Origin of the sequence: Shewanella sp. POL2 (assembly GCF_000282755.1) — a bacterium.
Lineage (GTDB): Bacteria > Pseudomonadota > Gammaproteobacteria > Enterobacterales > Shewanellaceae > Shewanella > Shewanella xiamenensis.
In genome coordinates this window covers 1-24,816 of the sequence record NZ_AKZL01000066.1, presented here as the reverse complement: position 1 = coordinate 24,816, position 24,816 = coordinate 1, and the positions used below count along the sequence as shown (strand labels likewise).

The 24,816-nt window shown below is 46.4% G+C and carries 26 protein-coding genes and 2 tRNA genes; 19 read left to right on the top strand and 9 right to left on the bottom strand.

The window, feature by feature from the left end:
• Window positions 1–57: 57 nt before the first annotated feature.
• The 3 genes from SHEWPOL2_RS16040 (at window position 58) to SHEWPOL2_RS16030 (ending at window position 2,060) form a co-directional block, all read left to right on the top strand.
• Window positions 58–144: transfer RNA gene (locus SHEWPOL2_RS16040), tRNA-Leu, on the top strand.
• A 42-nt stretch (window positions 145–186) separates the two neighbouring features.
• A tRNA-Leu gene (locus SHEWPOL2_RS16035) sits at window positions 187–273 on the top strand.
• 161 nt (window positions 274–434) lie between these two features.
• Window positions 435–2,060, top strand: coding sequence for a methyl-accepting chemotaxis protein (locus SHEWPOL2_RS16030; protein WP_037429760.1), 1,626 nt, complete (start codon window positions 435–437; stop codon window positions 2,058–2,060).
• 279 nt (window positions 2,061–2,339) lie between these two features.
• On the opposite strand, the gene SHEWPOL2_RS16025 is transcribed toward SHEWPOL2_RS16030, so the two are convergent.
• Window positions 2,340–3,062, bottom strand: coding sequence for a 16S rRNA pseudouridine(516) synthase (locus SHEWPOL2_RS16025; protein ID WP_037429758.1), 723 nt, complete (start codon window positions 3,060–3,062; stop codon window positions 2,340–2,342).
• 14 nt (window positions 3,063–3,076) lie between these two features.
• Window positions 3,077–3,697, bottom strand: a complete 621-nt coding sequence (locus SHEWPOL2_RS16020; protein ID WP_037429756.1) for a metalloregulator ArsR/SmtB family transcription factor — start codon at window positions 3,695–3,697, stop codon at window positions 3,077–3,079.
• Window positions 3,698–3,843: 146 nt separating this feature from the next.
• On the opposite strand from SHEWPOL2_RS16020, the gene SHEWPOL2_RS16015 reads away from it, so the two are divergent.
• The 3 genes from SHEWPOL2_RS16015 to SHEWPOL2_RS16005 all read left to right on the top strand — a co-directional run bounded on the left by SHEWPOL2_RS16015 (window position 3,844) and on the right by SHEWPOL2_RS16005 (window position 5,566).
• A complete protein-coding gene (locus SHEWPOL2_RS16015; RefSeq protein WP_037421328.1) occupies window positions 3,844–4,458 on the top strand; it encodes an NAD(P)H-dependent oxidoreductase in 615 nt (204 codons plus the stop codon).
• Between the two features lie 50 nt (window positions 4,459–4,508).
• Window positions 4,509–4,925 carry a VOC family protein gene (locus SHEWPOL2_RS16010; RefSeq protein ID WP_037429754.1) on the top strand — a complete coding sequence of 139 codons (417 nt, stop codon included), beginning with the start codon at window positions 4,509–4,511 and terminating at the stop codon, window positions 4,923–4,925.
• Between the two features lie 170 nt (window positions 4,926–5,095).
• On the top strand, window positions 5,096–5,566 hold the full coding sequence (locus SHEWPOL2_RS16005; protein ID WP_037429752.1) for a YcxB family protein: 471 nt from the start codon (window positions 5,096–5,098) through the stop codon (window positions 5,564–5,566).
• Between the two features lie 82 nt (window positions 5,567–5,648).
• Here the strand turns inward: SHEWPOL2_RS16005 and SHEWPOL2_RS16000 are convergent, their stop codons facing one another.
• Window positions 5,649–6,218, bottom strand: a complete 570-nt coding sequence (locus SHEWPOL2_RS16000; protein WP_037429751.1) for a GPR1/FUN34/YaaH family transporter — start codon at window positions 6,216–6,218, stop codon at window positions 5,649–5,651.
• Between the two features lie 718 nt (window positions 6,219–6,936).
• Between SHEWPOL2_RS16000 and SHEWPOL2_RS15995 the strand changes: the two genes are divergently transcribed.
• The 5 genes from SHEWPOL2_RS15995 to SHEWPOL2_RS15975 all read left to right on the top strand — a co-directional run bounded on the left by SHEWPOL2_RS15995 (window position 6,937) and on the right by SHEWPOL2_RS15975 (window position 10,791).
• The gene (locus tag SHEWPOL2_RS15995; RefSeq protein ID WP_037421337.1) at window positions 6,937–7,173 is read left to right on the top strand and encodes a hypothetical protein; all 237 of its coding nucleotides are present in this window, start codon (window positions 6,937–6,939) and stop codon (window positions 7,171–7,173) included.
• A gap of 348 nt (window positions 7,174–7,521) precedes the next feature.
• Window positions 7,522–8,385, top strand: a complete 864-nt coding sequence (locus SHEWPOL2_RS15990) for a MipA/OmpV family protein (RefSeq protein ID WP_037421340.1) — start codon at window positions 7,522–7,524, stop codon at window positions 8,383–8,385.
• Between the two features lie 26 nt (window positions 8,386–8,411).
• Window positions 8,412–8,804 (top strand): DUF3019 domain-containing protein, encoded by a 393-nt coding sequence (locus tag SHEWPOL2_RS15985; protein ID WP_081990918.1) that lies wholly within the window; start codon window positions 8,412–8,414, stop codon window positions 8,802–8,804.
• Window positions 8,804–9,517, top strand: a complete 714-nt coding sequence (locus SHEWPOL2_RS15980) for a winged helix-turn-helix domain-containing protein (protein WP_011073412.1) — start codon at window positions 8,804–8,806, stop codon at window positions 9,515–9,517. The genes SHEWPOL2_RS15985 and SHEWPOL2_RS15980 overlap by 1 nt, the downstream gene beginning before the upstream one ends.
• A gap of 8 nt (window positions 9,518–9,525) precedes the next feature.
• Window positions 9,526–10,791 (top strand): ATP-binding protein, encoded by a 1,266-nt coding sequence (locus SHEWPOL2_RS15975; RefSeq protein WP_037429747.1) that lies wholly within the window; start codon window positions 9,526–9,528, stop codon window positions 10,789–10,791.
• Window positions 10,792–10,833: 42 nt separating this feature from the next.
• Here the strand turns inward: SHEWPOL2_RS15975 and SHEWPOL2_RS15970 are convergent, their stop codons facing one another.
• Window positions 10,834–11,142, bottom strand: coding sequence for a DUF1289 domain-containing protein (locus SHEWPOL2_RS15970; protein WP_037429746.1), 309 nt, complete (start codon window positions 11,140–11,142; stop codon window positions 10,834–10,836).
• Window positions 11,143–11,289: 147 nt separating this feature from the next.
• Here SHEWPOL2_RS15970 and SHEWPOL2_RS15965 point away from each other — a divergent pair, with 147 nt between their 5' ends.
• Window positions 11,290–11,826, top strand: coding sequence for a DUF4136 domain-containing protein (locus tag SHEWPOL2_RS15965; protein WP_037429744.1), 537 nt, complete (start codon window positions 11,290–11,292; stop codon window positions 11,824–11,826).
• A 135-nt stretch (window positions 11,827–11,961) separates the two neighbouring features.
• Here SHEWPOL2_RS15965 and cysM read toward each other — a convergent pair whose 3' ends face one another.
• Complete coding sequence (gene cysM, locus SHEWPOL2_RS15960) at window positions 11,962–12,828, bottom strand: cysteine synthase CysM (RefSeq protein ID WP_203433737.1); 867 nt, start codon at window positions 12,826–12,828, stop codon at window positions 11,962–11,964.
• Window positions 12,829–13,049: 221 nt separating this feature from the next.
• On the opposite strand from cysM, the gene cysP reads away from it, so the two are divergent.
• From cysP to SHEWPOL2_RS15940, 4 genes are all read left to right on the top strand, one after another.
• Complete coding sequence (gene cysP, locus SHEWPOL2_RS15955; protein WP_037429740.1) at window positions 13,050–14,057, top strand: thiosulfate ABC transporter substrate-binding protein CysP; 1,008 nt, start codon at window positions 13,050–13,052, stop codon at window positions 14,055–14,057.
• 174 nt (window positions 14,058–14,231) lie between these two features.
• Window positions 14,232–15,077, top strand: a complete 846-nt coding sequence (gene cysT / locus SHEWPOL2_RS15950) for a sulfate/thiosulfate ABC transporter permease CysT (protein ID WP_037429738.1) — start codon at window positions 14,232–14,234, stop codon at window positions 15,075–15,077.
• A 9-nt stretch (window positions 15,078–15,086) separates the two neighbouring features.
• Window positions 15,087–15,956 (top strand): sulfate ABC transporter permease subunit CysW, encoded by an 870-nt coding sequence (cysW, locus tag SHEWPOL2_RS15945; protein ID WP_037429736.1) that lies wholly within the window; start codon window positions 15,087–15,089, stop codon window positions 15,954–15,956.
• The gene (locus SHEWPOL2_RS15940; RefSeq protein ID WP_037429735.1) at window positions 15,953–17,083 is read left to right on the top strand and encodes a TOBE-like domain-containing protein; all 1,131 of its coding nucleotides are present in this window, start codon (window positions 15,953–15,955) and stop codon (window positions 17,081–17,083) included. The genes cysW and SHEWPOL2_RS15940 overlap by 4 nt, the downstream gene beginning before the upstream one ends.
• Before the next feature lie 123 nt (window positions 17,084–17,206).
• On the opposite strand, the gene SHEWPOL2_RS15935 is transcribed toward SHEWPOL2_RS15940, so the two are convergent.
• The 4 genes from SHEWPOL2_RS15935 to SHEWPOL2_RS15920 form a co-directional block, all read right to left on the bottom strand.
• Window positions 17,207–18,352, bottom strand: coding sequence for an HlyD family secretion protein (locus tag SHEWPOL2_RS15935; RefSeq protein WP_037429733.1), 1,146 nt, complete (start codon window positions 18,350–18,352; stop codon window positions 17,207–17,209).
• Between the two features lies 1 nt (window position 18,353).
• A complete protein-coding gene (locus tag SHEWPOL2_RS15930; protein ID WP_037429731.1) occupies window positions 18,354–18,767 on the bottom strand; it encodes a DUF3302 domain-containing protein in 414 nt (137 codons plus the stop codon).
• A 522-nt stretch (window positions 18,768–19,289) separates the two neighbouring features.
• A complete protein-coding gene (locus SHEWPOL2_RS15925; RefSeq protein ID WP_037429729.1) occupies window positions 19,290–19,772 on the bottom strand; it encodes a hypothetical protein in 483 nt (160 codons plus the stop codon).
• Window positions 19,773–20,010: 238 nt separating this feature from the next.
• Window positions 20,011–21,498, bottom strand: coding sequence for an AAA family ATPase (locus SHEWPOL2_RS15920; RefSeq protein ID WP_037421380.1), 1,488 nt, complete (start codon window positions 21,496–21,498; stop codon window positions 20,011–20,013).
• Between the two features lie 216 nt (window positions 21,499–21,714).
• Here SHEWPOL2_RS15920 and purT point away from each other — a divergent pair, with 216 nt between their 5' ends.
• From purT to SHEWPOL2_RS15905, 3 genes are all read left to right on the top strand, one after another.
• Complete coding sequence (purT, locus tag SHEWPOL2_RS15915) at window positions 21,715–22,890, top strand: formate-dependent phosphoribosylglycinamide formyltransferase (RefSeq protein ID WP_037429727.1); 1,176 nt, start codon at window positions 21,715–21,717, stop codon at window positions 22,888–22,890.
• Window positions 22,891–23,110: 220 nt separating this feature from the next.
• Window positions 23,111–24,619 carry a DUF3142 domain-containing protein gene (locus SHEWPOL2_RS15910; protein WP_083848338.1) on the top strand — a complete coding sequence of 503 codons (1,509 nt, stop codon included), beginning with the start codon at window positions 23,111–23,113 and terminating at the stop codon, window positions 24,617–24,619.
• A partial coding sequence (locus tag SHEWPOL2_RS15905) for a hypothetical protein (RefSeq protein ID WP_037429725.1) occupies window positions 24,609–24,816 on the top strand: 208 nt, incomplete at its 3' end. The genes SHEWPOL2_RS15910 and SHEWPOL2_RS15905, both read left to right, overlap by 11 nt.

The window sequence follows — 24,816 nt, the reverse complement described above, 5'->3', positions numbered from 1 at the left end:
ATCTTTAAGTTGGTTGCCTTAGCGACCAGTGTTAAAGGATTGCAATTAAAGTACAGTGCAGGTGTGGTGGAATTGGTAGACACGCCAGCTTCAGGTGCTGGTGCCCTTACGGGCGTGGAGGTTCAAGTCCTCTCACCTGTACCAAATTGCGATTCAACTTAGTTCGACAACCTGTCGAATACCAATGCAGATGTGGTGGAATTGGTAGACACGCCAGCTTCAGGTGCTGGTGCCCTTGCGGGCGTGGAGGTTCAAGTCCTCTCATCTGTACCAACATAAAGACCTCGCTAAGCGAGGTTTTTTTGTTTCTGCGATTTTATTTCCTTAAATCTCCAACCTCATTTGGCATGTTTGCTATAACTATTCATACAGACTCATCATGGACTGCTCGAGTTCTGCCTAAAAGCCTCCCAGAATACACTGAGGAAATCCATATGAATGGTCTTCAAATAAAACAAAAAATGTTTATTGGCATTCTCGTGCCGCTCCTAATGCTAGTAACCATTGGTTTTATCGCCATTTATATGATGGGAAAAATCGAATATGGCGTCGAGCGTATCTATAACGACAGAGTGGTTCCTTTAGACGATCTTAAGGTTATCGCTGATAAATATGCCGTTGATGTAATTGACGCGATCAATAAAGCCAATGCTGGCGGATTTAGCGCTTCGCAAGCGGCTAATGCGCTTGAAAATGCCAGCAAAACGATCAATCAGTACTGGCCCAAATACCTTGCAACTGAACTTACCCAAGAAGAATCTCGACTTGCGCAACAAGCTGAACAGTTATTTTTACCAGCGAATCAACAAGTTGAGCTACTCATTTCATATCTTAGGGGGAGGAATGGCGATGTAGCTTACCAACTGAATGACAAAATATTACCGCTTTACCAAGCAATCGATCCGATAAGTGGCAAAATATCAGAACTTATCGCACTACAAATCAAAATTGCAGGTCAGGAAAGAGCTGCCGCTAACGAGATTTATCACTCATCGATTGCCATCTTTGCCACTCTTGCAGGGCTTGCAATGCTGATCAGTATTTTGATTGGACTTTGGGTTAATCGCAGTGTGATGAATCCCATCAATGATATTGTGCGCAATTTAAAAACGATCCGCCAAGACTCCGATCTCACGATTAAATTCCGTACTTTTAATGATGATGAACTTGGACTTATTTCGACTAGCCTCACTCAAGTTATTGAACATTTGAGAGGGATTTTGCACTCCATCGCTGAAGCAGCAAATACGGTTAATAGCTCCGCTACCGAGCTAAGTAGTTTTACCCAAGAAACCAATAAACGCATGCAACAGCAACAAGCTGAAACTGAACAAACTGCAACAGCAATGAATGAAATGACGGCGACTGTGGCAGAGGTCGCGCAGAGTACTTCAGCCGCTGCGGATTCGGCAAAGGATGCGGATACTTATGCGGCGAATGGTAACCGTATCGTTATTGACTCAATTAGCAGCATGTCTCAACTTTCAGAACAAATTCAAAAAACGGCGCAAGTCATTGGCTTTTTATCCAATGAAAGCCAAAGTATTGGTCGAGTTTTAGATGTGATAAAGAGTATTGCCGAACAAACCAACCTATTGGCATTAAACGCTGCTATCGAAGCTGCTCGCGCAGGCGAGCAGGGTCGAGGTTTTGCCGTTGTCGCCGATGAAGTCAGAACGCTAGCTCAACGAACTCAAAAGTCCACCCAAGAAATTGAAGCGATGATCGCAACGCTACAAAAAGGGGTTAAAGAAGCAGTTAATGCAATGGAAGTTGGTATCAAGCAAGTCGATGATGCCAATAATAAAGCCAATGAAGCAGGTCAGGCCTTAAAAGAAATTGTAGCGTCAGTAGATAACATTGCTGAGCTCAATGCCCATATTGCGACTGCAGCTGAAGAGCAAAGTAGTGTGGCCGAAAGTATTAACCGTAGCATTATTGCGATCAGTGATATTACCGATGACTCGACTCGCTCAGCACATGAGCTAAGCGAGTCTGTTATAAACCTAACCAAACTGGCTAGCAGCATGCGTAATCAAGTCAGTGCATTCAGGCTCTAACACATTTTCACTGGCACAGCCGTGCTGTGCCAGACTAATGTTATCCTTACGTGTTTGTTACAGCGTCCTTCAAACAATCGTATGCCGAGGTGTATTGACGTTTCAGGATTATTTTTGCAACCCTTTGGTTCACGATCTATGCAAGATAAAGTCCGCGCAGTATCGCTATTTTACTTAACCTAATGAGCGAGCCAGAACGAAATTCAATCTCAAAACGTCAACATGCTCTTAGGGGTAATGTTTTTAAGTGCATATCAGCGCTTTATGCACCGTCTCGAGTTACTTCATTTTTGAATGATAGATAGAGGCGACTTCTTGTGCCGTCAACATCCGGCTATCACTAGGGCTTAAGTGTTTATCTAGGGTAATCTCACCAATGGAAAGGCGGTGTAATCCCACCACAGGATTACGGAAACGACCAAACATCCGCTTGATTTGATGGTACTTCCCTTCCCTTAAAGTAACCTCTGCAATATGAGTGTCGAGGATAGTCAACTTTGCAGGCTGTGTGGTGATATCTTCAAAGCCAAAATACATGCCCTGCGCGAATGCCGCGACATAGTCCTCACTCAAGGGATTGGCTAAAGTCACTCGATACACTTTATCCACTTTTTGCTCGGGTGACATTAACGCCTCGGACCAACGACTATCATTGGTCAGTAACAATAAACCCGATGAGTTTAAATCTAACCGCCCAGCAATATGCAGCTCATGGCGAGCTTCGCAATCGAGTAAATCAATCACAGTGCGGTGCTCCTTGTCTTTGGTCGCACTCACTACCCCAACGGGCTTGTGCAACATCAAGTACACGGGCTGGTTGGCCTGTAAGACTTGCCCATCAAACACTATGTGGGAAAATTCATCCACCAGCAGATCGAGCGCTTTCGCAGGCTCGCCATCCACATACACACGCTCCGCCAGCAAGAGTTCTCGCACGGCTTTACGGTGAATTTGTAACTTAACAGCTAGGTATCTATCGAGACGACCGCGTTTTGATTGCATCACACCATCCTGCTCTAAGATAAAGGCGCAATGCGATAGGCACAGCGACGAGCGCCGTCGATGATATGCTCTTCACGGCTTACAGTAGCGATATCGGCAAATAACTGCTGGAATTGTTGCAGTTCGGAGCGGCAAAAGTTTTGGCACTTAGTCGCTGCGCTGCAAATTGGACAATGATTCTCAAGTAACCAGAACGCCCCATCCGCTTGTTCCTGCGTCGCCATATAGCCTTCGAGGGTACGTAACTCCACCAATTTAGTTAAACGACTGGTAATATCCGTCATACCTTGCATCGCGCTGCGATACTGTTGCATAGCAGTTTGCTCTCTATGCTCAATCAGTTTATCCAACCCCTGATCACCAAATATCATTTTTACGGAATCAATCAATTGCAAACTAAGCTCACTGTGGCGATCGGCAAAGTGGGTTCTACTCTGCTCCGTTAATCCCCAATACCGGGTTGGGCGTCCGCGGCCTTCAACTCTGTCTTCAATATCGACATCACCCGCCTCTTCTAAGGCTTGCAAATGCTGGCGAACGCCCATAGTGGTCAACGCAAGCTCTTCGGCTAGGGTCTTAGCCGTTAACGGGCCATGCAATTTGAGTAATTGAATAATCTTATCAGTAGTTTTCATATGCGCTCTCCGCTCTTCGCCTCGGATTATCCCTCAATCGCCCACCTTTTAACAGAATAAATAAAGTTTTTTATTTATTTTATCCTTTACATGATTAAATAAAGCAATTACCTTATAAATAATTTATAAATAAATAGGTTTACATAATGAACTTACTCATCATCAGCACCAGCCAAAGAGCCCACTCCCAAAGCGCTAAAGTCGCGAGATACATAGCCGAGACCAGTTTTTTATCGCCCCATAGTGTCGGTTACGACGCTATCCATCACTTAGAACTTTGCCAGTTCAACCTGCCCTTTTGGGACGGTGAAGAAGACAACAAGGGCGAACATTGGCCTGAGATAGAGCAAAGAGTCGATGCTGCGGATGCCCTCGTTTTGATTACGCCCGAATGGGGTGGAATGGCATCGCCACTGCTTAAAAACTTCCTACTGATGTGTAGCCGTCAGGAAACTGCCCATAAGCCAGTGTTGCTGATTTCAGTTTGCAGCGGCATTAGCGGTGCTTATCCCATTGTGGAAGTCAAAATGAATGCACTCAAAAACAATAAATTAGTGCCGATTCCCGACTATTTGATCATCCGTAATGTCGAGAATGTACTCAACGCTACGCCCCAAGGTACGCGGGATATCGACCTCAGGGAAAGAGTGCAATATAGCCTGTTTATGTTGCATCAATACGCCCAAGCCTTAGCGCCGATACGCCAACGCCATATTCATCAACCCTACCCCAAACAGCAGGAATACTGCTACGGTATGTAAGCAGCTTGGATGTGAATCACACTGACTAAAATCATTACAAGGAACGCATTATGATCCACTTAGAACACATCAACCTAGTCGTCGACGATATCCCTAAAGCACTCACGTTTTATCAAGCCGCCTTCCCCCATTGGCGTGTACGTGGCGGAGATAAAGGGACTTGGTACGGCAAGCCGCGCAATTGGATCCACTTTGGCGATGATTATCAATACATTGCCTTTAGCGATAACGGTGAAGGGGAAAACCGCGACTTAACGGGTCATCAGATTGGCTTAGCCCATTTTGCTTTTGTCGTCAGTGATTTAGATGCAATCATCACCAGACTGACTCAAGCAGGCTTTCCGATAGCAAAAGAGGGCATGGAAGACCCCTTCCGCCGCAATATCTACTTCTTCGATGCCCACGGATTTGAAGTCGAGTTTGTAGAGTATTTGAGTGATATTCCCGCAGAGCGAAACCGCTATTAAGTCATAAGCAAACTATGGTGCAGGAACGGGCGCAGGTACGATAACAGGGTATTTTGCGCCGTATCGCTACTGCAGACTTATCCCAAAAATCGTTACTTTACGCAGCTAACCCGCTAAACTAATGTGCTATCCAGCTTTAGATAATTAAACTTTTGATTAGTAAATAAGACATGACCACACCCTATTGTTATTCCACAACTTACATCTTAGATAAAGCGCATTTTGACGAGTGTTATACCCAGTCCGTCAAACCCGATCCCACTCTCAAACCTTATTATAAAGCCATAGGTTTCGGGCTCATTGGCATTGCGCTGATTTTTGCGGATGTCAGCCTCTATCTGGCCTATTTCTTTGTTGGGCTCGGGGTGATTGAAGCATTAAATGTAAAATACAACAAAGCGTGGTGGTTGATGCGGCAAATGATGAGCAAAGCCGCCAATAATGAAGTCACCCTTATCATTGATGAGCAAGGTATCCACACAAAATCACAATATGTTAACGCTCAAATTCTCTGGACGGATATTTATCGTATTGTGCAAACGGATAAAGGGTTCCTAATCACCCATAAAACAGGGACCAGCTATATCTCTAACCGTAGTCTAGATAATGCCTGTATTGCATTTATCCAAACTAAAATCTGATGTTGTAAGTTTTAATATTACTGACCCGTCAAAAATGCAAAAGGCTGAATGATTCAGCCTTTTGCATAAACTAAGAACTCAGTTAGACCTTAGCTTTAAGCTCGCCTATCGGTAAAATAGTGCGGCCATATTCATTATTGAGCACTTGCGCCATGGCAAAGTAAATTGCACTCGCACCACAGATAATCCCTTCAAAACCCGCGATGGTGCCAATAAGCGCGCTGCCAGTAAAATCTCTCGCCGCCAGAAGGAAGAATAGAATCGTCAACGAAGCAAACACAAACTGCTTAGCCCTTGGATAACGTAACGATCCCACAAACATAAAGGCTGTAAAAATTCCCCAAAGGGTTAAGTACCACCCCATAAAATAGGTTGGACTCGCCGCAACCCCAGCATTTGGCATTAAAATAAGCCCAACTAAGGTCAACCAGAATAAACCGTAAGAGGTAAAGGCGGTTGTACCAAAGGTATCACCACGCATAAAGCACATAATGCCAACGATAATTTGACCCATTCCGCCATAGAAAATCCCCATAGCTAAGATCATCGAGTCAATCGGAAAGTACCCTGCATTATGAATGTTTAGCAGGATAGTCGTCATACCAAAGCCCATTAAACCTAATGGAGCCGGATTCGCCAGTTTTGTCGACACAGAAAGTCCCCAAAATGATAAGTAAATTTCAGTACAATAATTTGCACTTATAGTTCGATAAAAAGCGGCGAAGTTTAGATAACAACAAAGAAGATCACAATCTAAATCTTATAATCATAACAAATAAACAAATTAACCATTAAAATCATCAAGATAAAAAATTAATAAATAAAAAAATCTACAGGCTAAAAATTAATCTCTTAAGATTCAAATATCTATAAAACATGGGTAAAAATAGTGCGCTAAATCTTATTTATAGGGCAATTTTGCTATAGTTCAAACTTTCTACTCTCTCATCAACAAATGCACTCTCTAGTAATCCGTAAAAACCATCAAAAAGATTAACTTCATCCCATAAATAGACCAAAGTTGAGATAAGTCTATTTTTAAACATATTAATTACAAATATGCCGCTCAGGATGATGAAACTTAAGGGTGGTAAGAACGTCATAGTAAAATAAGCTCAGCTTGGTAGTGGAAAATCAGGGGGATTCGCGCGGTTTACGAAGGATGAGATCGGTATTTTTGACTGGCTTAGGCACTTAAGCCTGCCCATAAAACAACCATGATAATTCGACAAAAAATAGCTTACAAAATGAGTGAAAAATTATTTATATCTAAAAAATAATAGCAATGATAAATTGCTATCTGTTGACGCAGCGGCATGATGGGAAACCAGTTAGGCTGTTGTTAACTATCAATAACTAAAGGAAATAAAATGAAAACGTTATCAGCTGTTATCACCCTGTCGGCGCTAATCAGTTTTGCTAGCTTTGCCGATGAATCAACACTTCCTCCTGCGCCTGCAAATGATATCGCTCAACTGACCGAAGTATGCCAACAGATGGCATCTGAAGATCAGATTGAAAATGCCGAGCTTAAACAATATGTCCTCGACTGCGTGAATGACCAGCTAACAGAAATGGGCTATCAGACACTAAAAGAACTCAACTGATCGGTTTTACTTCCTTTAGCTCCTGGCTGTAATCAGGTTTCATCGAGTTTTACGAATGCCATTCCGACAATGAATGGCATTTTATTTGCTGCACCAACCCAAATTAGTAACACCAGCACCCAAAAAGCAAAACAGTATAAATACAACACACCAACGTCGACAAAAGCGCTAAGCAAGTGCATTTTATGCTTTTATGATGTCTTTCAATTGATTACGAGATCTACATATATGCTATTTGTATGATATCTGTATCATTTTGCATCCCTTCAGGTGAAAGCACTGTGGAATTAAGCATAAAATGCTAATCTGTTGCCCATTACCGACTGTCATTAAATCCGAACGCATATCATGTATCGAACATTATTAATCTTACTCACCGCGCTTAGCCTACCTTCTATTGGAATGGCCAAAGAACCGTGCGTCACTAAAGATGAATGTATTGAAATGCGCAACTGGGATTTAGGCGTGGCGGTCGGTTGGGGACAAAAAACCAACCCTCTTAGGGATTTTGATGATATTCCGGTCTTTTTTATCCCAACTGTAGCTTACTATGGTGATCATTGGTTTTTTGATAACGGTAACTTAGGCTATAGCTTAGTTGAGCAGCAATATTTCAGCGTCAACTTAGTGACCAGCTATAGCATGGATAGAGCTTATTTCTATCGCTGGGACCCTTCGAATATCTTTTTGGAGCGAAGTTCACAGGATGGGGCGAGAATGCTCTCGACCAAGACAGTTCTCAGCAGTGAACCCGAACCCGTGTTTAATTCCTTAGAATCGCGTAACTTTACGTTATTAGGTGGCGCTGAAGCATTTATTTATACCCCATTAGGCGTAGTTAGGTTAGCCTACACCCATGATATGTTTGATGTGCATCAAGGCGCTGAAGCGCAAATTAAATGGACCTATGGTTGGCATTTAACCCGCTGGGTAATGGATATGTCACTCGTATTTGATTGGAAAAGTACCAACGTCGTCGACTATTACTATGGTGTACGCCCGAGTGAAAATGATTATTGGAGCAAACATTACCATGCTGATGCTGGCTGGAATAAAGGGGTCGAAATGACAGCCCGTTATATCTTAACTGATAACTGGGATATGCTCTTTGCGTTCCGCTACACACAAATTGCAGATGAAATAGCCGCCAGTCCCTTGCTCAATCAAGACTATAGCAGCACTTATTTTATTGGCGCAGCGTATAGGTTTTAACAAGAGTGACGCCCCTTCATATTAGGATGCTATGCATATTCGGTCTAAGCGTTAGCTTAATGGGACCGACTCATGCACTTGCCGCTCCAAATGAAGAGTCAAAATTAAAACTGACCCCTGAAATCTGTATCACGGGGGATGAAAACCAAGCCTGTGAAATCCGTGTAGACTTGCAGTGGCAACTCGCTAAAAATGAGCTGGTTTGTATCTTATCTGACAACAATGCCTATCCTAAATGGTGCAGCGAATCGCTAGAACAACATGAAATCACATTGAATGTCAGTACGCTAAACGATATTCACTTTGTTCTGGTCAGTAAGGATACCAACCAAACACTGGCTGGAGCCAAATTAAAAATCACGTCGACCTCGCAGCCTCAGGTGCGCAGACGTTACCGTAACCCTTGGAGTTTATTTTAATGACGAATCCACAATCACCCCACAGAGTGTTATTGGTTGAAGATGATGTCCGTCTCGCGAATTTAATCGTAGATTATTTGAAATCCCACGGCATGCACGTTGAAGTAGAGCGTCGTGGCGACACAGTGTTAACCCGCTTAATCAACTATAAGCCTGATATCATCCTGCTAGACATTATGTTGCCAGGAATTGATGGCCTTAGCCTGTGTGAAAAGTTACCCGATTACTTTGCCGGCCCGATCCTGTTGATGAGTGCCTTAGGCTCAAGCGAAGATCAAATCAAAGGGCTAGAACTCGGTGCAGACGACTATGTGGTTAAACCCGTTGATCCTGCCCTGCTGGTTGCCCGTATCAACAACCTATTACGCCGCCAAAACCAACCGCCTCAGGCCGAATCCCATTGCCTGACTTTTGGTAAACTCAGTATCGATCCCCATACCCATGCAATTCGACTCGACAACAAAGAAGTCGACCTCACCAGCCATGAGTTTGAACTCCTGTGGTTACTGGCATCACAGGCAGGACAAGTACTGAGTCGTCAATATATCTATCAATTACTTCTCAATATTGATTTTGATGGTAAAGACAGAAAGATCGATGTGCGGATATCAAGACTTCGCAAAAAGCTCAACGACAATATTGAGACCCCCTTCAGAATCAAAACCGTTTGGGGACAAGGCTATCTCTTCGCCCCTGAGGCTTGGAACAACTAAGAACTCCCGTGAAACGTCTCTTTATCAGCTTATATTTACTGCTGAGTCTCAGTTTTCTGGGCATAGGCTGGACACTGGACAGCCTATGGAAGAAAAATGTAGATGAAAATAATCCCTTAGATGCTCCTCTGGTTGCATTTGCCCAGCTGTTGACTCAGCTTCCAGAGGAGAGTCGCCACGATTACTTAGAAGCACTCACAACCGATAGTCAGCTGCCGTTAAATCTACTCAGTCCAGATCAAATTGCACTGGCGAAAGATCAAGTTCTGACACCCAATCATGTAGTCACCACCACGACCAGTGAGGGCGAACAATTCCAGTTTATTCAGGTAGGTGAACAAGTATTAATGGCGGGTCCTATCGAGATAGACCCCAGAGCCGATCTGCGTAATTTATTCACTCTGTTTTTCTATTTGTCACTCGCACTTGTCGCTTTGATTTGGGTTGGACCACTCTCGCGAGACTTAAGCATATTGCGTAAGGCCACAAAGGATTTTGGCGAAGCCAAATGGGATACACGCATTAGCCTCTCCAACCGCTCACAAGTCAAGCCCTTAGCAAACACTTTTAATGAAATGGCGCGCCATATCAGCGCGTTAATTGAAAACCAAAAACATTTATCCAATGCGGTTTCCCACGAGATCCGCACCCCACTCGCGCGGCTGAAATTCGCCCTCGCCCTAATGCCCATGTACTGCCAACCTGACTCTGACGAACAAAAGCGTCAGGATTTTCTCAATGAAATGCAGCTCGACATAAAGGAAATGGAAAACCTACTGCAAGAATTACTCACCTACGCCAGTTTAGAATCCCAGCGCGAAATGCCTCTAGATGAATACGATCTTATCACCTTGATTAATCAATCCATTAAACGTTTAAGTGCATTGAGTGAAACCCCAATAACCTTGCATACAGATATAGAGACCCTGCCCTTATTTGGCGAACCAGCATTGATTGAGCGAGCACTGCAAAATCTACTGACCAATGCACAGCGTTTTGCTCGCCATCAAATCTTGATTGAAGTCAGCCAAACCCAGCAACGGGTAACACTAAGTGTGAGTAATGATGGAGAGCCTATCCCTGAGGTGGATTTACCTAAAGTGTTCGAGCCCTTTTACCGCAGCCAATCGGTGCAAAATGGCAATAAGGGTCATGGTTTAGGTTTAGCGATTATCAAGCGGATCATGCAGCGTCATCAGGGTGAGGTCAATGTCACCAGCCATCCAGCCCAGACGCGTTTCACCTTAAGCTGGCCGAAAAAGCGGCAAATTTAGCGCCTCTAGTTTGTATCATCTTATCAAAAAGGCTCATTGAGATTATTCGTCGAGAGCAAGATCGCCTAAATCTAACTCTGCAGCGGTCTGTGGCGCAAAATCAAGCTGTGGATTAAGCGCCGCTCTCTCCTGCTCAAGCGCTTGCTGACGCGCCTTATACAAGGCCAGCTCCCGCCGACGTTTCCGTTGATGACATAAACGGATCACATCATGTTTTTCGGCATCGGTAAAATGCAACCAATTAAATCGCTCATCACGACTGCGCAGGCAACCTTTACAATAGCCCCGCGCATCGGTTTGGCACACACCGATACAAGGGCTAGGAATATCGAAAAAGGCTAACTGTTCCATGATCTTGGGCTACTCTGCCAGTTTAAGTACGTAAAATGTGTGACCTTCTATACTTAACAAAAATCAAACACTTTTCACTAAATTACTTGCAGTCTTACTGTTAATCAAGGCACATTGAATACTGTTCGTACAATTTGGAGTGCAATGATGAGATACAAATACATCGCCAGTTTGTTCATCGCCACGGTCTTTTTAAGTGCTTGCAGCACTAAGCCGAAAAACGATTACGATCTCAATTATAACTTTAAGGCATTGCAGAGTTTCTCGCAGCTTGCTCCACAGCCCAACGACGATCCGCTCAGTGCCCAGCGTATTCAAACCGAAATCACCCAGCAATTAAGCCAAAAAGGCTTTACCGAAAATGCTTCTTCCCCCGATTTTAAAGTCGCCTATGGCTTACTGACCCAAGACAAGCCTAAAGACTCAGGTCTATCTATAGGCTTAGGCACGGGCAGTTTTGGCCGTTCTGGCGGCATTGGCATAGGCACCAGCGTTGGCGTGCCTCTTGGCAGTGACACAGCAAAAATTCAAACCATTCAAATTGATATTATCGATGCTAAAACCAATAAGCTGATTTGGCGCGGTACCGATAGTTTCGATTTTGATGCGGGCGGCGATAAAAAAGCCCAAGACACTGCTAAGGCGGTAAGTCGGATTTTGGCGCAATTTCCACCGCAGCCATAATCATTGGGCCATGATGATTTAAGCGATGCTTGAAACTATGAGAGCTTAAGCAATAAGTGATAAAAATGGGCGATACACGCCCATTTTTATTACAGAAGACATCCCAAATGCGAGGATCAGTGGATAAAACGCGGCTTAAGAAAATAGCCCAGATGATAGATAACGGTCGCCCCTATCGCACACAATCGCAACCACAACGGCCCCCGGATTCTGCCTCGCTATCTCAAGTGCTGCAAATACCGCGCCGCCAGAACTCACGCCAGCACAAATACCTTCTTCACGCGCTAAAGTTCTTGCCATGGCTTTGGCATCTTGCTCTTCTATATCCATCACGGCATCGACACGGGCTGCATCAAAAATACCCGGTAAATATTCCTGCGGCCAGCGGCGAATCCCCGGAATAGAACTGCCATCAGCGGGTTGTAGCCCGACAATGGTGATATCGGGGTTGCGGCTTTTTAGGTATTTCGACACACCCATAATGGTACCTGTGGTACCCATGCTGGAAACAAAGTGAGTGATCTTGCCTTGGCTCTGCTGCCAAATCTCTGGGCCAGTTGTGAGAAAATGCGCATTTGCGTTATCTTGATTATTGAACTGATCCAGCACCTTACCTTTGCCTTGAGCCTGAAGATCTAAGGCCAAATCCCGCGCAGCTTCCATATTGTCCACCAGCAGCAGCTCGGCTCCATAGGCCTGCATGGCATCCTTACGCTCTTGGGTCGAATTCGACGGCATAATCAGGATCATCTTGTAGCCTTTAATCGCTGCGGCCATCGCTAAGGCAATCCCAGTGTTACCACTGGTGGCTTCAATCAAAGTATCACCTGGGGCGATTTCTTGGCGAAGCTCCGCCTGGTTAATCATATTCAGTGCGGCACGATCCTTTACCGAGCCAGCAGGATTATTGCCCTCTAGCTTTAACAGTACCGTAGAGCTCCCGCAATCCAACCGTTGCAGACGAACTAGGGGCGTTTGCCCGATACAGGCTTCAATAGTCATAAAGTCAGACACAGGGTTTATCCTTTATTTGATAAAAGCAACTCGCATAGGGATATTTTAAGGGGCTTAGCCACAACAAACACGATGAATATCACCTATGGCATACAATTAATTGCTCATAGTTATTCAAAAAAGTTCTATTCAACCAGCTTTTTATAAGTAAAAACTTCAATTACTCTATCTGCATACCCTGACACAGTTGCCAGATTAAGGAGCACAAAATGCCAGTAAAATTCACTAAGGCCCTGCTAGGAACCCTATTACTGGGCGCTTCCCTCAATGCCGCAGCCGCCGATCAGACCTTACTTAATTCTTCTTACGATATCTCACGGGAATTATTTAGTGCCTATAACCCAGTATTTGCTAAACATTGGCAAGAAAAAACCGGTAAAACGGTTGAAATCAAACAGTCCCATGCAGGTTCTTCAGCGCAGGCTCGCTCGATTCTGCAAGGCTTACCCGCGGATGTGGTGACTTTTAACCAAGTCACCGATGTGCAAATTCTGCATGACCGCGGCAAGTTGATCCCAGAAAACTGGCAACAACTGCTGCCTAATGCCAGCTCACCTTACTACTCTACCATCGCGTTTTTAGTGCGTAAGGGCAATCCAAAGCAAATCAGCGACTGGAATGATTTAGCCAAAGATGACGTTAAGTTGGTGTTCCCGAACCCAAAAACCTCAGGTAATGCGCGTTACACCTACTTAGCAGCCTTAGGTTATGCCCAGAAAAACTATGGAAAAGATAATCAAGCCTCATTAGATGAGTTTTTGAAGAAGTTCCTCGGTAACGTTGCCGTATTTGATACGGGCGGCCGTGGTGCAACCACGTCGTTTGTTGAACGTGGCATCGGCGATGTGTTGATCACCTTCGAATCTGAAGTTAACAATATTCGTCAGCAATATGGCGCCGATGATTACCAAGTTGTCGTGCCTAAAACCTCGATTCTGGCAGAATTCCCCGTTGCCGTAGTAGAGAAAAATGCTAAGCGTAACGGCACGCAAGAATTAGCGACCGAGTATCTAACCTATCTCTACAGTGAAGAATCACAACGTTTGTTAGCCGGATTTAACTACCGCGTTCACAATGAGAAAGTGGTTGCCGAATTTACCAAACAGTTCCCTGCGGTGGAGTTAATGACCGTTGAGCAAATCATCGGTAACTGGGACAACGCGATGAAGACCCAATTTGCCAATGGCGCTAAACTGGATCAGTTATTAAAGCGTTGATCATCCGCTTGGGTACCTAAGTCATCAAACCTACAACCCGGGCAATGTCCTGGGTTTTGTGGTTATATCGCAATAAAGATAAACATCAGCAGTCTTTATCGTGATTGAGCAATAACGTGCTAATGGCATAATAATATTGGATTAACTCCATTAACCTTATCGGGTGGTTATTCAGTGATATTTAATAATGGGCGCTTACGCCACAAGCGGGTTTTGCCGGGGTTTAGTATCAGCCTAGGTGTATCTTTGCTGTTTGTCAGCTTGATTCTTTTACTCCCCACCACAGGCCTGATTATGCAAACCAGCCAGATGAGCTGGGCCGAGTATTGGGGCGTGATTACCGATCCCCGCGTACTAGCAAGCTACAAAGTCACTATCTTGTCGGCACTGGCCGCCTCCCTATTTAACTGTCTTTTCGGGCTATTACTCGCCTGGGTATTGGTTCGTTATGAGTTTCCAGGTAAACGCCTCCTCGACGCCTTAGTCGATTTACCCTTTGCCTTACCCACAGCCGTCGCGGGTATTACCTTAGCCACTCTCTATGCTGAAAATGGTCAGATTGGTAGTCTATTGGCCGAAATTGGCATCAAAGTGGCCTATACGCCATTGGGGATTGTGGTCGCGATGATCTTCACCAGCATTCCCTTCGTGGTGCGCACCGTCCAGCCCGTATTGGAAGAGTTATCCCACGATGAAGAAGAAGCTGGCATGACCTTAGGCGCAACCGATAGCGCGGTGTTTTGGCGGGTGATTTTGCCCTCTCTGTGGCCAGCTTTAATGGTTGGCACGGCACTGTCTTTTACCCGCAGTCTTGGAGAATTTGGCGCGGTAATTTTTATCGCCGGTAATATGCCCTACATCAGTGAAATCACCTCATTGATGATCTTTGTTCGCTTACAGGAGTTTGATTTTGCTGGCGCAAGTGCCATTGCATCTATCGTGCTGATAACATCTTTACTGCTGTTACTGCTGATTAACCTGTGGCAAGCGCGTTATTTACGCCGCATTCACGGACGATAAGGAGCCACCATGAACTCATTTAAACCTTTAAGAGTCGGTGAAGCGCCCCTTATCAAATGGAGCCTAATCACCCTTGCCGTATTCTTGGCCATGGTGTTGTTGCTGCTGCCGTTAGTCAGTATTTTCCAGCAGGCCTTTGTTGGTGGTTGGGAGCGTTATATCGAGCATCTGAGCCAACCCGACTCACTCCACGCGATTGGGTTGACCCTTATGGTCGCGGCGCTCACTGTGCCGATAAACTTAGTGTTTGGGGTCATGCTCGCTTGGAGCGTGACACGCTTTGAGTTTCCAGGGCGTAAGTTACTCATTACCTTGATTGATATCCCCTTTGCCGTATCGCCCGTGGTCGCAGGCTTACTCTATCTACTGCTTTACGGCAACAGCGGCTGGCTTGGCGCTTGGCTGTTTGAGCACGATTTACAGATCATGTTTGCTTGGCCGGGCATTTTATTAGTCACCATTTTCGTGACTTGCCCCTTTGTTGCCCGAGAATTAATCCCCTTGATGCAACAACAGGGCGCATCGGAGGAAGAAGCCGCAGTCATCCTTGGCGCCTCATGGTGGCAACTGTTTCGCCGCGTGACTCTGCCCAATATCAAGTGGGCACTGATTTATGGGGTGATCCTCACCAACGCTAGGGCGGTGGGTGAATTTGGTGCTGTTGCCGTGGTATCTGGCAATATCCGTGGTGAAACCAACACCTTACCTTTGCATGTGCAATTACTTTACGAAGATTATCAGGCCGAAGCCGCCTTCGCGAGCGCGTCACTGCTTGCCTTGATCGCCCTATTTACCTTACTGCTAAAAGCCTTAGTAGAGTGGCGCCAACAACGCAGCTTATCCGCCAATGACAACCAAGAGCAGAGCCAATCATTATGAGTATTCGTTTAACTAATATTTCCAAAAAATTTGGCCAATTTCAGGCGCTCTCGCCGCTCAATCTGGATATTCAAGAAGGCGAGATGATAGGTCTTCTCGGGCCTTCCGGCTCGGGTAAAACCACCCTATTGCGGATTATCGCCGGCCTTGAGGGCGCAGATAGCGGCCAAATCCATTTCGGTAATCGCGATGTGACCCAAGTGCATGTACGCGATCGCAGAGTCGGGTTTGTTTTCCAAAACTATGCCCTGTTCCGCCATATGACGGTCGCCGATAACGTCGCCTTTGGACTCGAAGTCATTCCGAAAAAACAGCGCCCGTCAAAGGCCGAAATCCAAAAGCGCGTCAGCCATTTACTCGAAATGGTGCAACTTGGGCACCTAGCACAGCGTTACCCTGAGCAGCTCTCGGGTGGACAAAAACAGCGTATAGCCTTGGCCCGCGCCTTAGCGACTCAGCCCGAAGTATTATTACTCGATGAGCCCTTTGGCGCCCTCGATGCCAAGGTGCGTAAAGAGTTGCGCCGCTGGTTGCGCAGCCTTCACGATGAGCTGAAATTCACTAGCGTGTTTGTAACCCACGATCAGGACGAAGCCTTAGAGCTTTCCGATAGAGTAGTGGTAATGAGCAACGGCCATATTGAGCAGGTCAATACCCCTATTGAGTTGTATGCCCAGCCCAATAGCCGCTTTGTGTTTGATTTCTTAGGTAACGTCAATCGGTTTGAGGCGAGCTGGCAACAGAATCGTTGGACCAATGGTGACGCCTTCTTAGTGCCTCCTGAGCAAGCGCCACTGCAACAAAACGGCGCGCTCTATGTGCGTAGCCATGAGCTGGCACTGGCGGATAAACCCAATAGCCAAGCCCATATTCCTTTTACCATAGTGGCGATAACACCGGTTGGCGCAGAAGTGCGTGTCGAACTGGCGCCTATCGGCTGGCAGAGTGAAGAACTGTGGGAAGCCACCTTTACCCACCACCATCTACAAGAATTGGGGCTGCAAAAAGGCAGTGTGGTCTACGCCACCCCAAGAACGGCTTATTTCTTTGCTGAACAAGGTGATGGTTCGCCTATCCGTCAAAGCTGGCCCTTCCTGCCGCCGGGCAGCTTAGTCTTCGATATTTAATCGCAGCCAGCATTCACCTACTGCATACAACAAAAAGCGCTGACAGTCTTGTCAGCGCTTTTTTAGTCACTCTCAAACAGCTTAAAACCAGATCCAAGCAAAGTGGTTAGATTAACACTCTCACTAGTGACCATCGAAGAACAGATAGTTTAACCAGCCCTGCATCCGTAGCAGCACTTTGCGCATCACAGCGACATGGTGAAAATGTTCGCTATACACAGCCACTTGTCCCGCTACTCCAGCTGGGAATTGACGGCGTATCGCATCGTCTTCAATATCGATTAATACGATAACCCGCCCTGTTTGGAATAGCTGATTGGACGACTGCAGCATGCCATTCATCTGAATTTCCCCTTCGGCCATCGCGGGTAATACCTTAGCGACTTTACCCTTAAACACTTGTCCAGGCGCCGCATCGAGCACGACTTCAGCCTCATCACCTTCCTGCAAACGTAGCAGTGAATTTTGCCAGAATGCACCGGCAAAATACCGCTGCTCATCGGGGATAAAGCTCATCACGGGCCGCAAAGGTAAGGGAACCGCCATCGCCCCTGGGCGCAGCGCCATTTGGGTGACGATGCCATCGGCTGGAGCGCGCACAATGGTTTGTTCCAAATTATATAAGGCATTATCAAGATCGCCCTGCAACCCAGCAACCTTTGAATTCACCCCATCCACATTTGACTCATAGGCAAGACGTGCACGTAACTCTTCCGCTTGCGCCGCGGTAAGTTGTGCTTCAGAGGCTAAATACAGTTGACGTCGATTGTCTAACTCCAGCGCAGTAAAGGGAGAGTTAGCTCCACCTTTACGGTGACCTTGCTCATAACGATCGTAAGCCGACTTATTGCGCTCTCTATCAGCAGCAACTCTTACCACGTTTGCCCTGGCTGTTTCCCATGCGGCCGCAAGTTGTGGCACTTCCTGCTCTGCCGCTAACAACGCCGCTTTTTTCGTTTTAACAACAGCTTCGTAAGGGGTTGGGTCAATGCGAAACAGCACATCCCCTTGTTTAATCGACGTATTTGATTTGACTTCAACAGACGTTACTATGCCTTTCACTGCGGGCGTAATAGGGATAGTCACATAGTATTCCCGTGCAAAACGTGAATAGGGGTGGTTGTAATTCATGATCAGCAACAGCGCCCCAATGAGCACCACACCACCAAGTACTGCGGTTGGCACTGTCCATTTATTCATCGGGATCTTAAACACTTTAAAAATCACAATGCAAAAGGAGGCATAGGTTAATATCAATAGTAAATCCATGTTATACCTCCGCTTTTTGGCTTACGACAGTGGAAGTTGCAGCAATGGTCTCAACGCTTGCAGCTGTCGGGGTGGCAATGGGAGCCGATTCAAGTTGCTCAAGTTTTGCCTGTAATGCCAATACCGTTTCTCTTAGCGCTTTTACATCATCCTCTAATGCTTGTTCGCGCTTCATCACAGTGCTAAATCCCCAGCCCCGATCCTCTCGATACAAGGTCGCCCAAATCCATAAAAAAGGCCAAATGGCATGTAGCGTGAATAAACTGACCCAGCCCGCAATATGCAATGCATCCTGCTGGGGATGATTGCGCTTTTTCGCAATTTCATAGGGAATGTCGTGAATGGCAATCACGCCATAAAAAATCACCACTATGACAAAAAACAAAATGCCTAAGGCAAAATAATCCAGAAACATGCTGAGCTCCCACTCCCTTCCCATTCCTTATTTCGGTAAAACATCCTTTACCAAAATCGCTCTTTGCCACACAGTGTCTTTCAATTTGAGACACCATATAGTTCTACACCAGAATGACAAATTCGCAACAAAACCATCCAAATAGCTTGATCAAAAACACAATGGTTTATTGCGATGCGACAAATGGCATCCAAGGAAAGGTGGCCAGTGTCGACAAATTACTATCGCCAAGATATGAATTATGGCTTGCCAAATACAGCAAGCGACGAGACTGGGATAGCTCAAAAGCCTAGGCCTTTATGTCTTGTATCGAAAAAAGGCTAGCGTGAGTGAGCAACGCGTAAAGTAAGCAAAGACGAGATTTGCAGATAGGTAATGTCAGCTTAGATTTCTATGGGGTTACTCCCGATGTAGAGGCGAGCAAACCAAGGCTGGATAACGATATCACGGCTTCAGTCTGAGCATTAACCCAAGAATCACAACATCCAAGCGTTTGATTTAAAAGCTTTAACTTCAAGCGAGTTAGCATCGTTCTTGCCACTGACTTTCAACTAAATTGAACTCATAGTGGCTGTCATGGGGAGCGATATGAGCTTTTAATTTAAAGCTTTGGCCACCTGCCGCAATCCAGCACTTGGAGAACCATTCGATAAGCGCGTTGGTTGCAATCTGCCAAGGGTCAAGATCTTCATCCTTGTCGATATATTCCTCTTCAAACTCATCGGGATAGACATGGTCGATATCGAGCAAACTTGGATTGACTGGTGATGGGTATGCAGCCTTGCCATCGAGTTCCACAAAATACTCGATGTTATCTTTATCCATAAAAAATACCCGCACCGGGAATTGGGATGAAAAACGATCGACAAAGACTTCAAACGCCAGCGTGGCCACCTCTTGGGGATAGTCATGCTCAATCAGTTGCTTAAGAATGGGCTGTAACTTATCGGTGAGCTTGGCTAAGTAGCCACCGACTTTTTCTGTAAACTCTTGCTCGAAACTCATCTCTATCCCTGCTTATCATGCTGTACAACACAAACGGCAAATATTACTCACACTAAAAACTTGCCATTAGAAACTGAAAAATAATCCATATTCACCAGCAAGTTAACATCGACTGTGATGATACCCAACTCTTTCCCCAATCAAAAGCCAACACTAAAATCTAAAGTCGCTTTATGGCGGATAAGAAGCGATGCCCCACAAGCCGCCACATATAAATCAGCGATTATCAGCCCAATTGCTACTCATGTGCATTGACTGTGCGCCCCGCAGCCCATTGTCTTAGGGCATTAATCTTATCGCCCATCACTATGGATAACGGTTTGGTTTTGGTCAGTTCTTCTAACAACATGTCTTGATCAAGCGTTCGCGCTAAACTGCGGGCGCTGTACATAGCGGCGATCACCGCCTGCTCGATTTCAGCCCCCGAAAACCCTTGGCTATGGCGTGAAAGCTGCGCAAGGTCGAGCCGAGTCACATCGATACCGCGGCGCTGGCAATGGATCAAGAAAATTGCTTTGCGTATAGCCTCATCGGGTAAATCGACAAAGAAGATTTCATCCATTCGCCCCTTACGCATCAGCTCGGGCGGCAGGGCTTGAATATCGTTAGCGGTGGCGACCACAAACACCTCAGACTTACGCTCCGCCATCCAAGTTAATAGTGTGCCAAGAATGCGGGTCGAAGTGCCCTCATCACTGCTACTGCCGCTTAAGCCTTTCTCTATTTCATCAATCCAAAGGATGCAAGGAGACATCATATCGGCCAATTCGAGAGCGTTACGCAGATTCTTCTCTGTTTCACCTATGTATTTGTTATATAAGGCGCCCATATCGAGTCTGAGCAAGGGCCGCTGCCACACACCCGCCACCGCTTTGGCCGCAAGACTTTTGCCACTGCCCTGCACTCCGAGTAATAACACCCCCTTTGGCGCATCGGGTTGTACCGCAGCCTTGGCATCGGTGGTTACCTGCACCGCTGGCGCGCGCTGTTTTAACCATTTTTTGAGATTATGTAATCCAGCAATCTGCGAAAAATCACTGGTGTCGTACTCAAATTGCAATATGCCATTAAGATCGAGCAGCTGGAATTTGGCTTTATTAATCAGATCCACATCTGAGTGAGTAATGGCGCCATCATCCACAATCGCTTTATGGATCAATCGTCTGGCATCATCTAAGGTCACACCGCGCAGGTTTTCCGCCAGTTTAATCACGGCTTTATCATCCACATTCAATGGCATGCCTTGGGTGCGCACTTTATCCACCTCAAGATAAATCAGGTTCTCAAGCTGCGAGGTACTCGGCAGGGTAAGCTGAAAATAGGCGCAGTAACGCTTAATTTCGGGCGGGATCTCAAAGGCATGACTCACTAGCACCAGCGTATGTTGCAGCGCATCGTATTCGAGGGCGATTTCTTTCAGCAGACGGACATTCTTTGGCGCATCAATCACAAAGGGATGAAAATCACAGAGCACATAAATCCCCTGCTGGGTCGTCGCTTTAATCTGCCCCAAGATATCGCTGGGTTCAGTATTAAATTTCTGTGCAGGCATCGGCTTATCAACCCGCGTAAGCCCTTGGGTAATACTCCAAGTAAATAGCGGCTGATAGAGTACATTCGCGATTCGCTTAAGCATGTCAACAACACGATATTCTTCATAGGTTTCAATCACCACTATGGGCGTTTTAGAGCGTAGTACAGCGGTCAAATCGCGAATGTCTTGCATATCTTAAGTCCATAATCCGTTATGAAACCAAAAGTTAACATAAAACCAGCGACTGAACAGGACTTTTACCATGTCAAGCACTAATCACCCTTAAATAGCTTGATCAAAAACACAGTTGTTAATTTCAGTCTCATGCTTTGCCGCCAATCGGGGTAGACTATGGCGTAAGAACGTCCCAAGGCGTCAATTATCCCAATATAAAAAGGTACCCACACCATGATAGGAACTCCTTACACCGAGGGCGCTCGACGCGCCATGTTGCTTGGCTGCGGTGAGCTAGGTAAAGAAGTCGCCATTGAGTTACAACGCTTAGGTGTTGAAGTGATAGGCGTTGATCGTTATCCCAATGCCCCCGCCATGCAAATAGCCCATCGCTCCCATGTAATCAATATGCTCGATGCCAAGGCCCTTCGCGCCGTTATTGAGCTAGAAAAACCCCACTTAGTGATCCCCGAGATTGAAGCTATTGCCACTCAAACCCTAGTTGAGATGGAGGCCGAAGGCCTCAATGTCGTGCCGACCGCGCGCGCAACTAAGCTCACTATGGATAGAGAAGGCATTCGCCGCCTCGCCGCTGAAACCTTAGGTTTACCGACGTCGCCCTATTTCTTCTGCGACACTGAAACCGAATTTAATCAAGCGATTAGCAAAATTGGCGTGCCCTGTGTGGTCAAACCCGTGATGAGTTCATCGGGCAAGGGCCAGAGTGTTATCCGTGATGTATCCCAAAGCGCCAAAGCTTGGCAATACGCCCAAGAAGGCGGCCGCGCGGGCGGTGGTCGTGTTATCGTTGAAGGCTTTATCCCCTTCGATTACGAAATCACCCTATTAACTATTAGTGCAGTCAACGGTATCCACTTCTGCGCGCCAATTGGTCATCGACAAGAAGACGGCGACTACCGCGAATCATGGCAGCCTCAAGCCATGTCGGCCGACGTGCTGGCAAAATCCCAAGCAATCGCCAGCAAAGTAGTCGAAGCCCTCGGTGGTTACGGCTTATTTGGGGTCGAGCTGTTTGTGAAGGGCAGTGATGTGTACTTCTCAGAAGTCTCACCTCGTCCGCACGATACCGGCTTAGTCACCTTAATTAGCCAGGATTTATCCGAGTTTGCACTGCATGTCAGGGCGATTCTTGGCCTGCCGATCCCGAATATCCACCAACATGGCCCCAGCGCCTCGGCGGTAGTATTGGTGGAAGGCAAATCGAAAAACATTCGCTATCAAGGTCTTGCCGATGCCTTGGCAGCGGAGAATACTCAGCTCAGATTATTCGCTAAGCCTGAAATCGATGGTCGCCGCCGTTTAGGGGTTGCCCTCGCCCGCGATAAAGATATCGAAAGCGCAGTCAACAAAGCGCTGGATAGTGCATCTAAGGTAAAAGTGATTTTCTAGGCATGAATGCTTAACAACTGCCAATACCTTGGCGATAATGACTGCGCCCAGCCTGTTGCTGGGCGCGTTATTCAGGTATCAAAGCCGAGTTAACAGCCATATCTTATCCAGCCAAATTGATTTCGCGTCTAATGCAAAAGCCTGATGCAATCCAAGGTGGTTTTGAGGCATAGTAGCCCTCTATTTGGCACAATCCACGCTAGGCTTTTACTCTTATCCCATGGATTTACGCAGTTGTTATTCCACTCTCTTTCACTCTAAGCGCTTTCACTCTAGACGCTTTCAGTCCAAGCACTTTGAGCTCAAGCGCTTTGAACCCAAGCGCTCAAAATCCTTGCAAGCGATATATCGCACTCTTTCCCTTTTGTTCAGGTTATCCCAGTTACTGGCATTATCCTTTGGCTTAGTGTTCCTTAGCGCCTGTCAACCTGCGAATCAAGATACATCGAGCATAAAGGCAGATACCGCCGCCCCGCGTGAGTTAACCCAAGAGGTGTATGTTTGGCAGCGGCAATGGCGCGATGCCAATCAAAGCGCCTTGGTCGAAAGCCAAAACACCTTTAATGGCGTTCGCATCCTAGCATTGCAAGTCCATCCCAAACCCAATGGCGCGGATATCTGGTTTGAAGTGCAGGTCAACCATACCTGGTTACAGGCCGATCCTCGCCCTAAAGTGGCGGTGATAAGATTAGATGGTCAACTAACGCGCCTAAATAATCACGAAGCTCTCCAAAAAATCCTCGCGCTCATTCAAGACTGGCAGGCAAAGGGCACAAGGCTTGCGGGAATTGAAATCGACCACGATAGCGCCAGCAGTAAACTCGCGGCCTATAACGCTTTTTTACGCGAGTTAAAAAGCCAATTACCTCACACGCTTAAACTCAGTATTACTTCATTGCCCGCTTGGATGAGCAGCCCAGAGTTTCCGCCGTTGTTTGACAATATCGATGAGCTGGTGCTGCAAATTCACAGTGTCAGCGACCCACGTTTAGGGCTATTCGACGCCACTCAAGGTTGGCAGTGGGTCGAGCAGCTGTCACGGTTAGCTAAGGTGCCTTATCTCATCGCCCTGCCATCCTACGGCTCGGCGGTGTATAGCACAGCAGCGGGTTATCGAGTAGAGAGTGAAGTGCCGATGCAAATGCCTTTGGCAGACACTGCATCTTCACAGCATATTGCGCGCCACGAGCTGATGGCCGATCCACTTGTGTTGCAGTCCTTTGTTAAAAAACTGCATACCTTTGCCGACCCAAAGCTTAAGGGAATGATTTGGTTTAGATTGCCCCTCGAAGGCGATAAACGGGTTTGGCCACTGTCGACCTTAATTGCCGTCGCCCAGCAGCAACCACTCGCCCCGCAGATTGAGCTAGAAATCTTAAGCCAGGCTAATACCGGGTCAGCCCAACATGAGGCACCGGAAAGCCGCTTATTTCAACTGGTATTAGTCAATAAGGGCAATCTTGCGGGCAAGTTGCCGGGCCAGTTGTCCCTAGCGGCGCAGGCGTGCAGCGGGTATGATGCCCAAAACGGTTATCAAGCCAAATTAACCCAAGGAATATTAGTGTGGCAGTTACCGCAAGCCACCTCAACGGAGCGCGCAGCCGCACCAGCCTCCTCGCAGTTTGCGCCGAATTTAATCTCAGCGATCGAGCTAAGCCCAAATGGACGCAGAGTCATAGGCTGGGCACGTTGTGAGTCATTACATTTACAGGGAATTTATGCGCCATAAGTCAAATTCATTGCCAGCGAAGGCTATTCCACGCTGGAAAACCAAATTAAAACAAACCAGCCTGATTGGGTTAAGTCTCTTCTCCCCTGTGCTATTAGCCTGTGGCCCCGACTTCCCATTACAGTTGACTCAAGACAGGCAAAATAACCTAAGTTATTTACCCCAAACCAGTTTTAGCCAGCAGCTAAGCGGTTTAG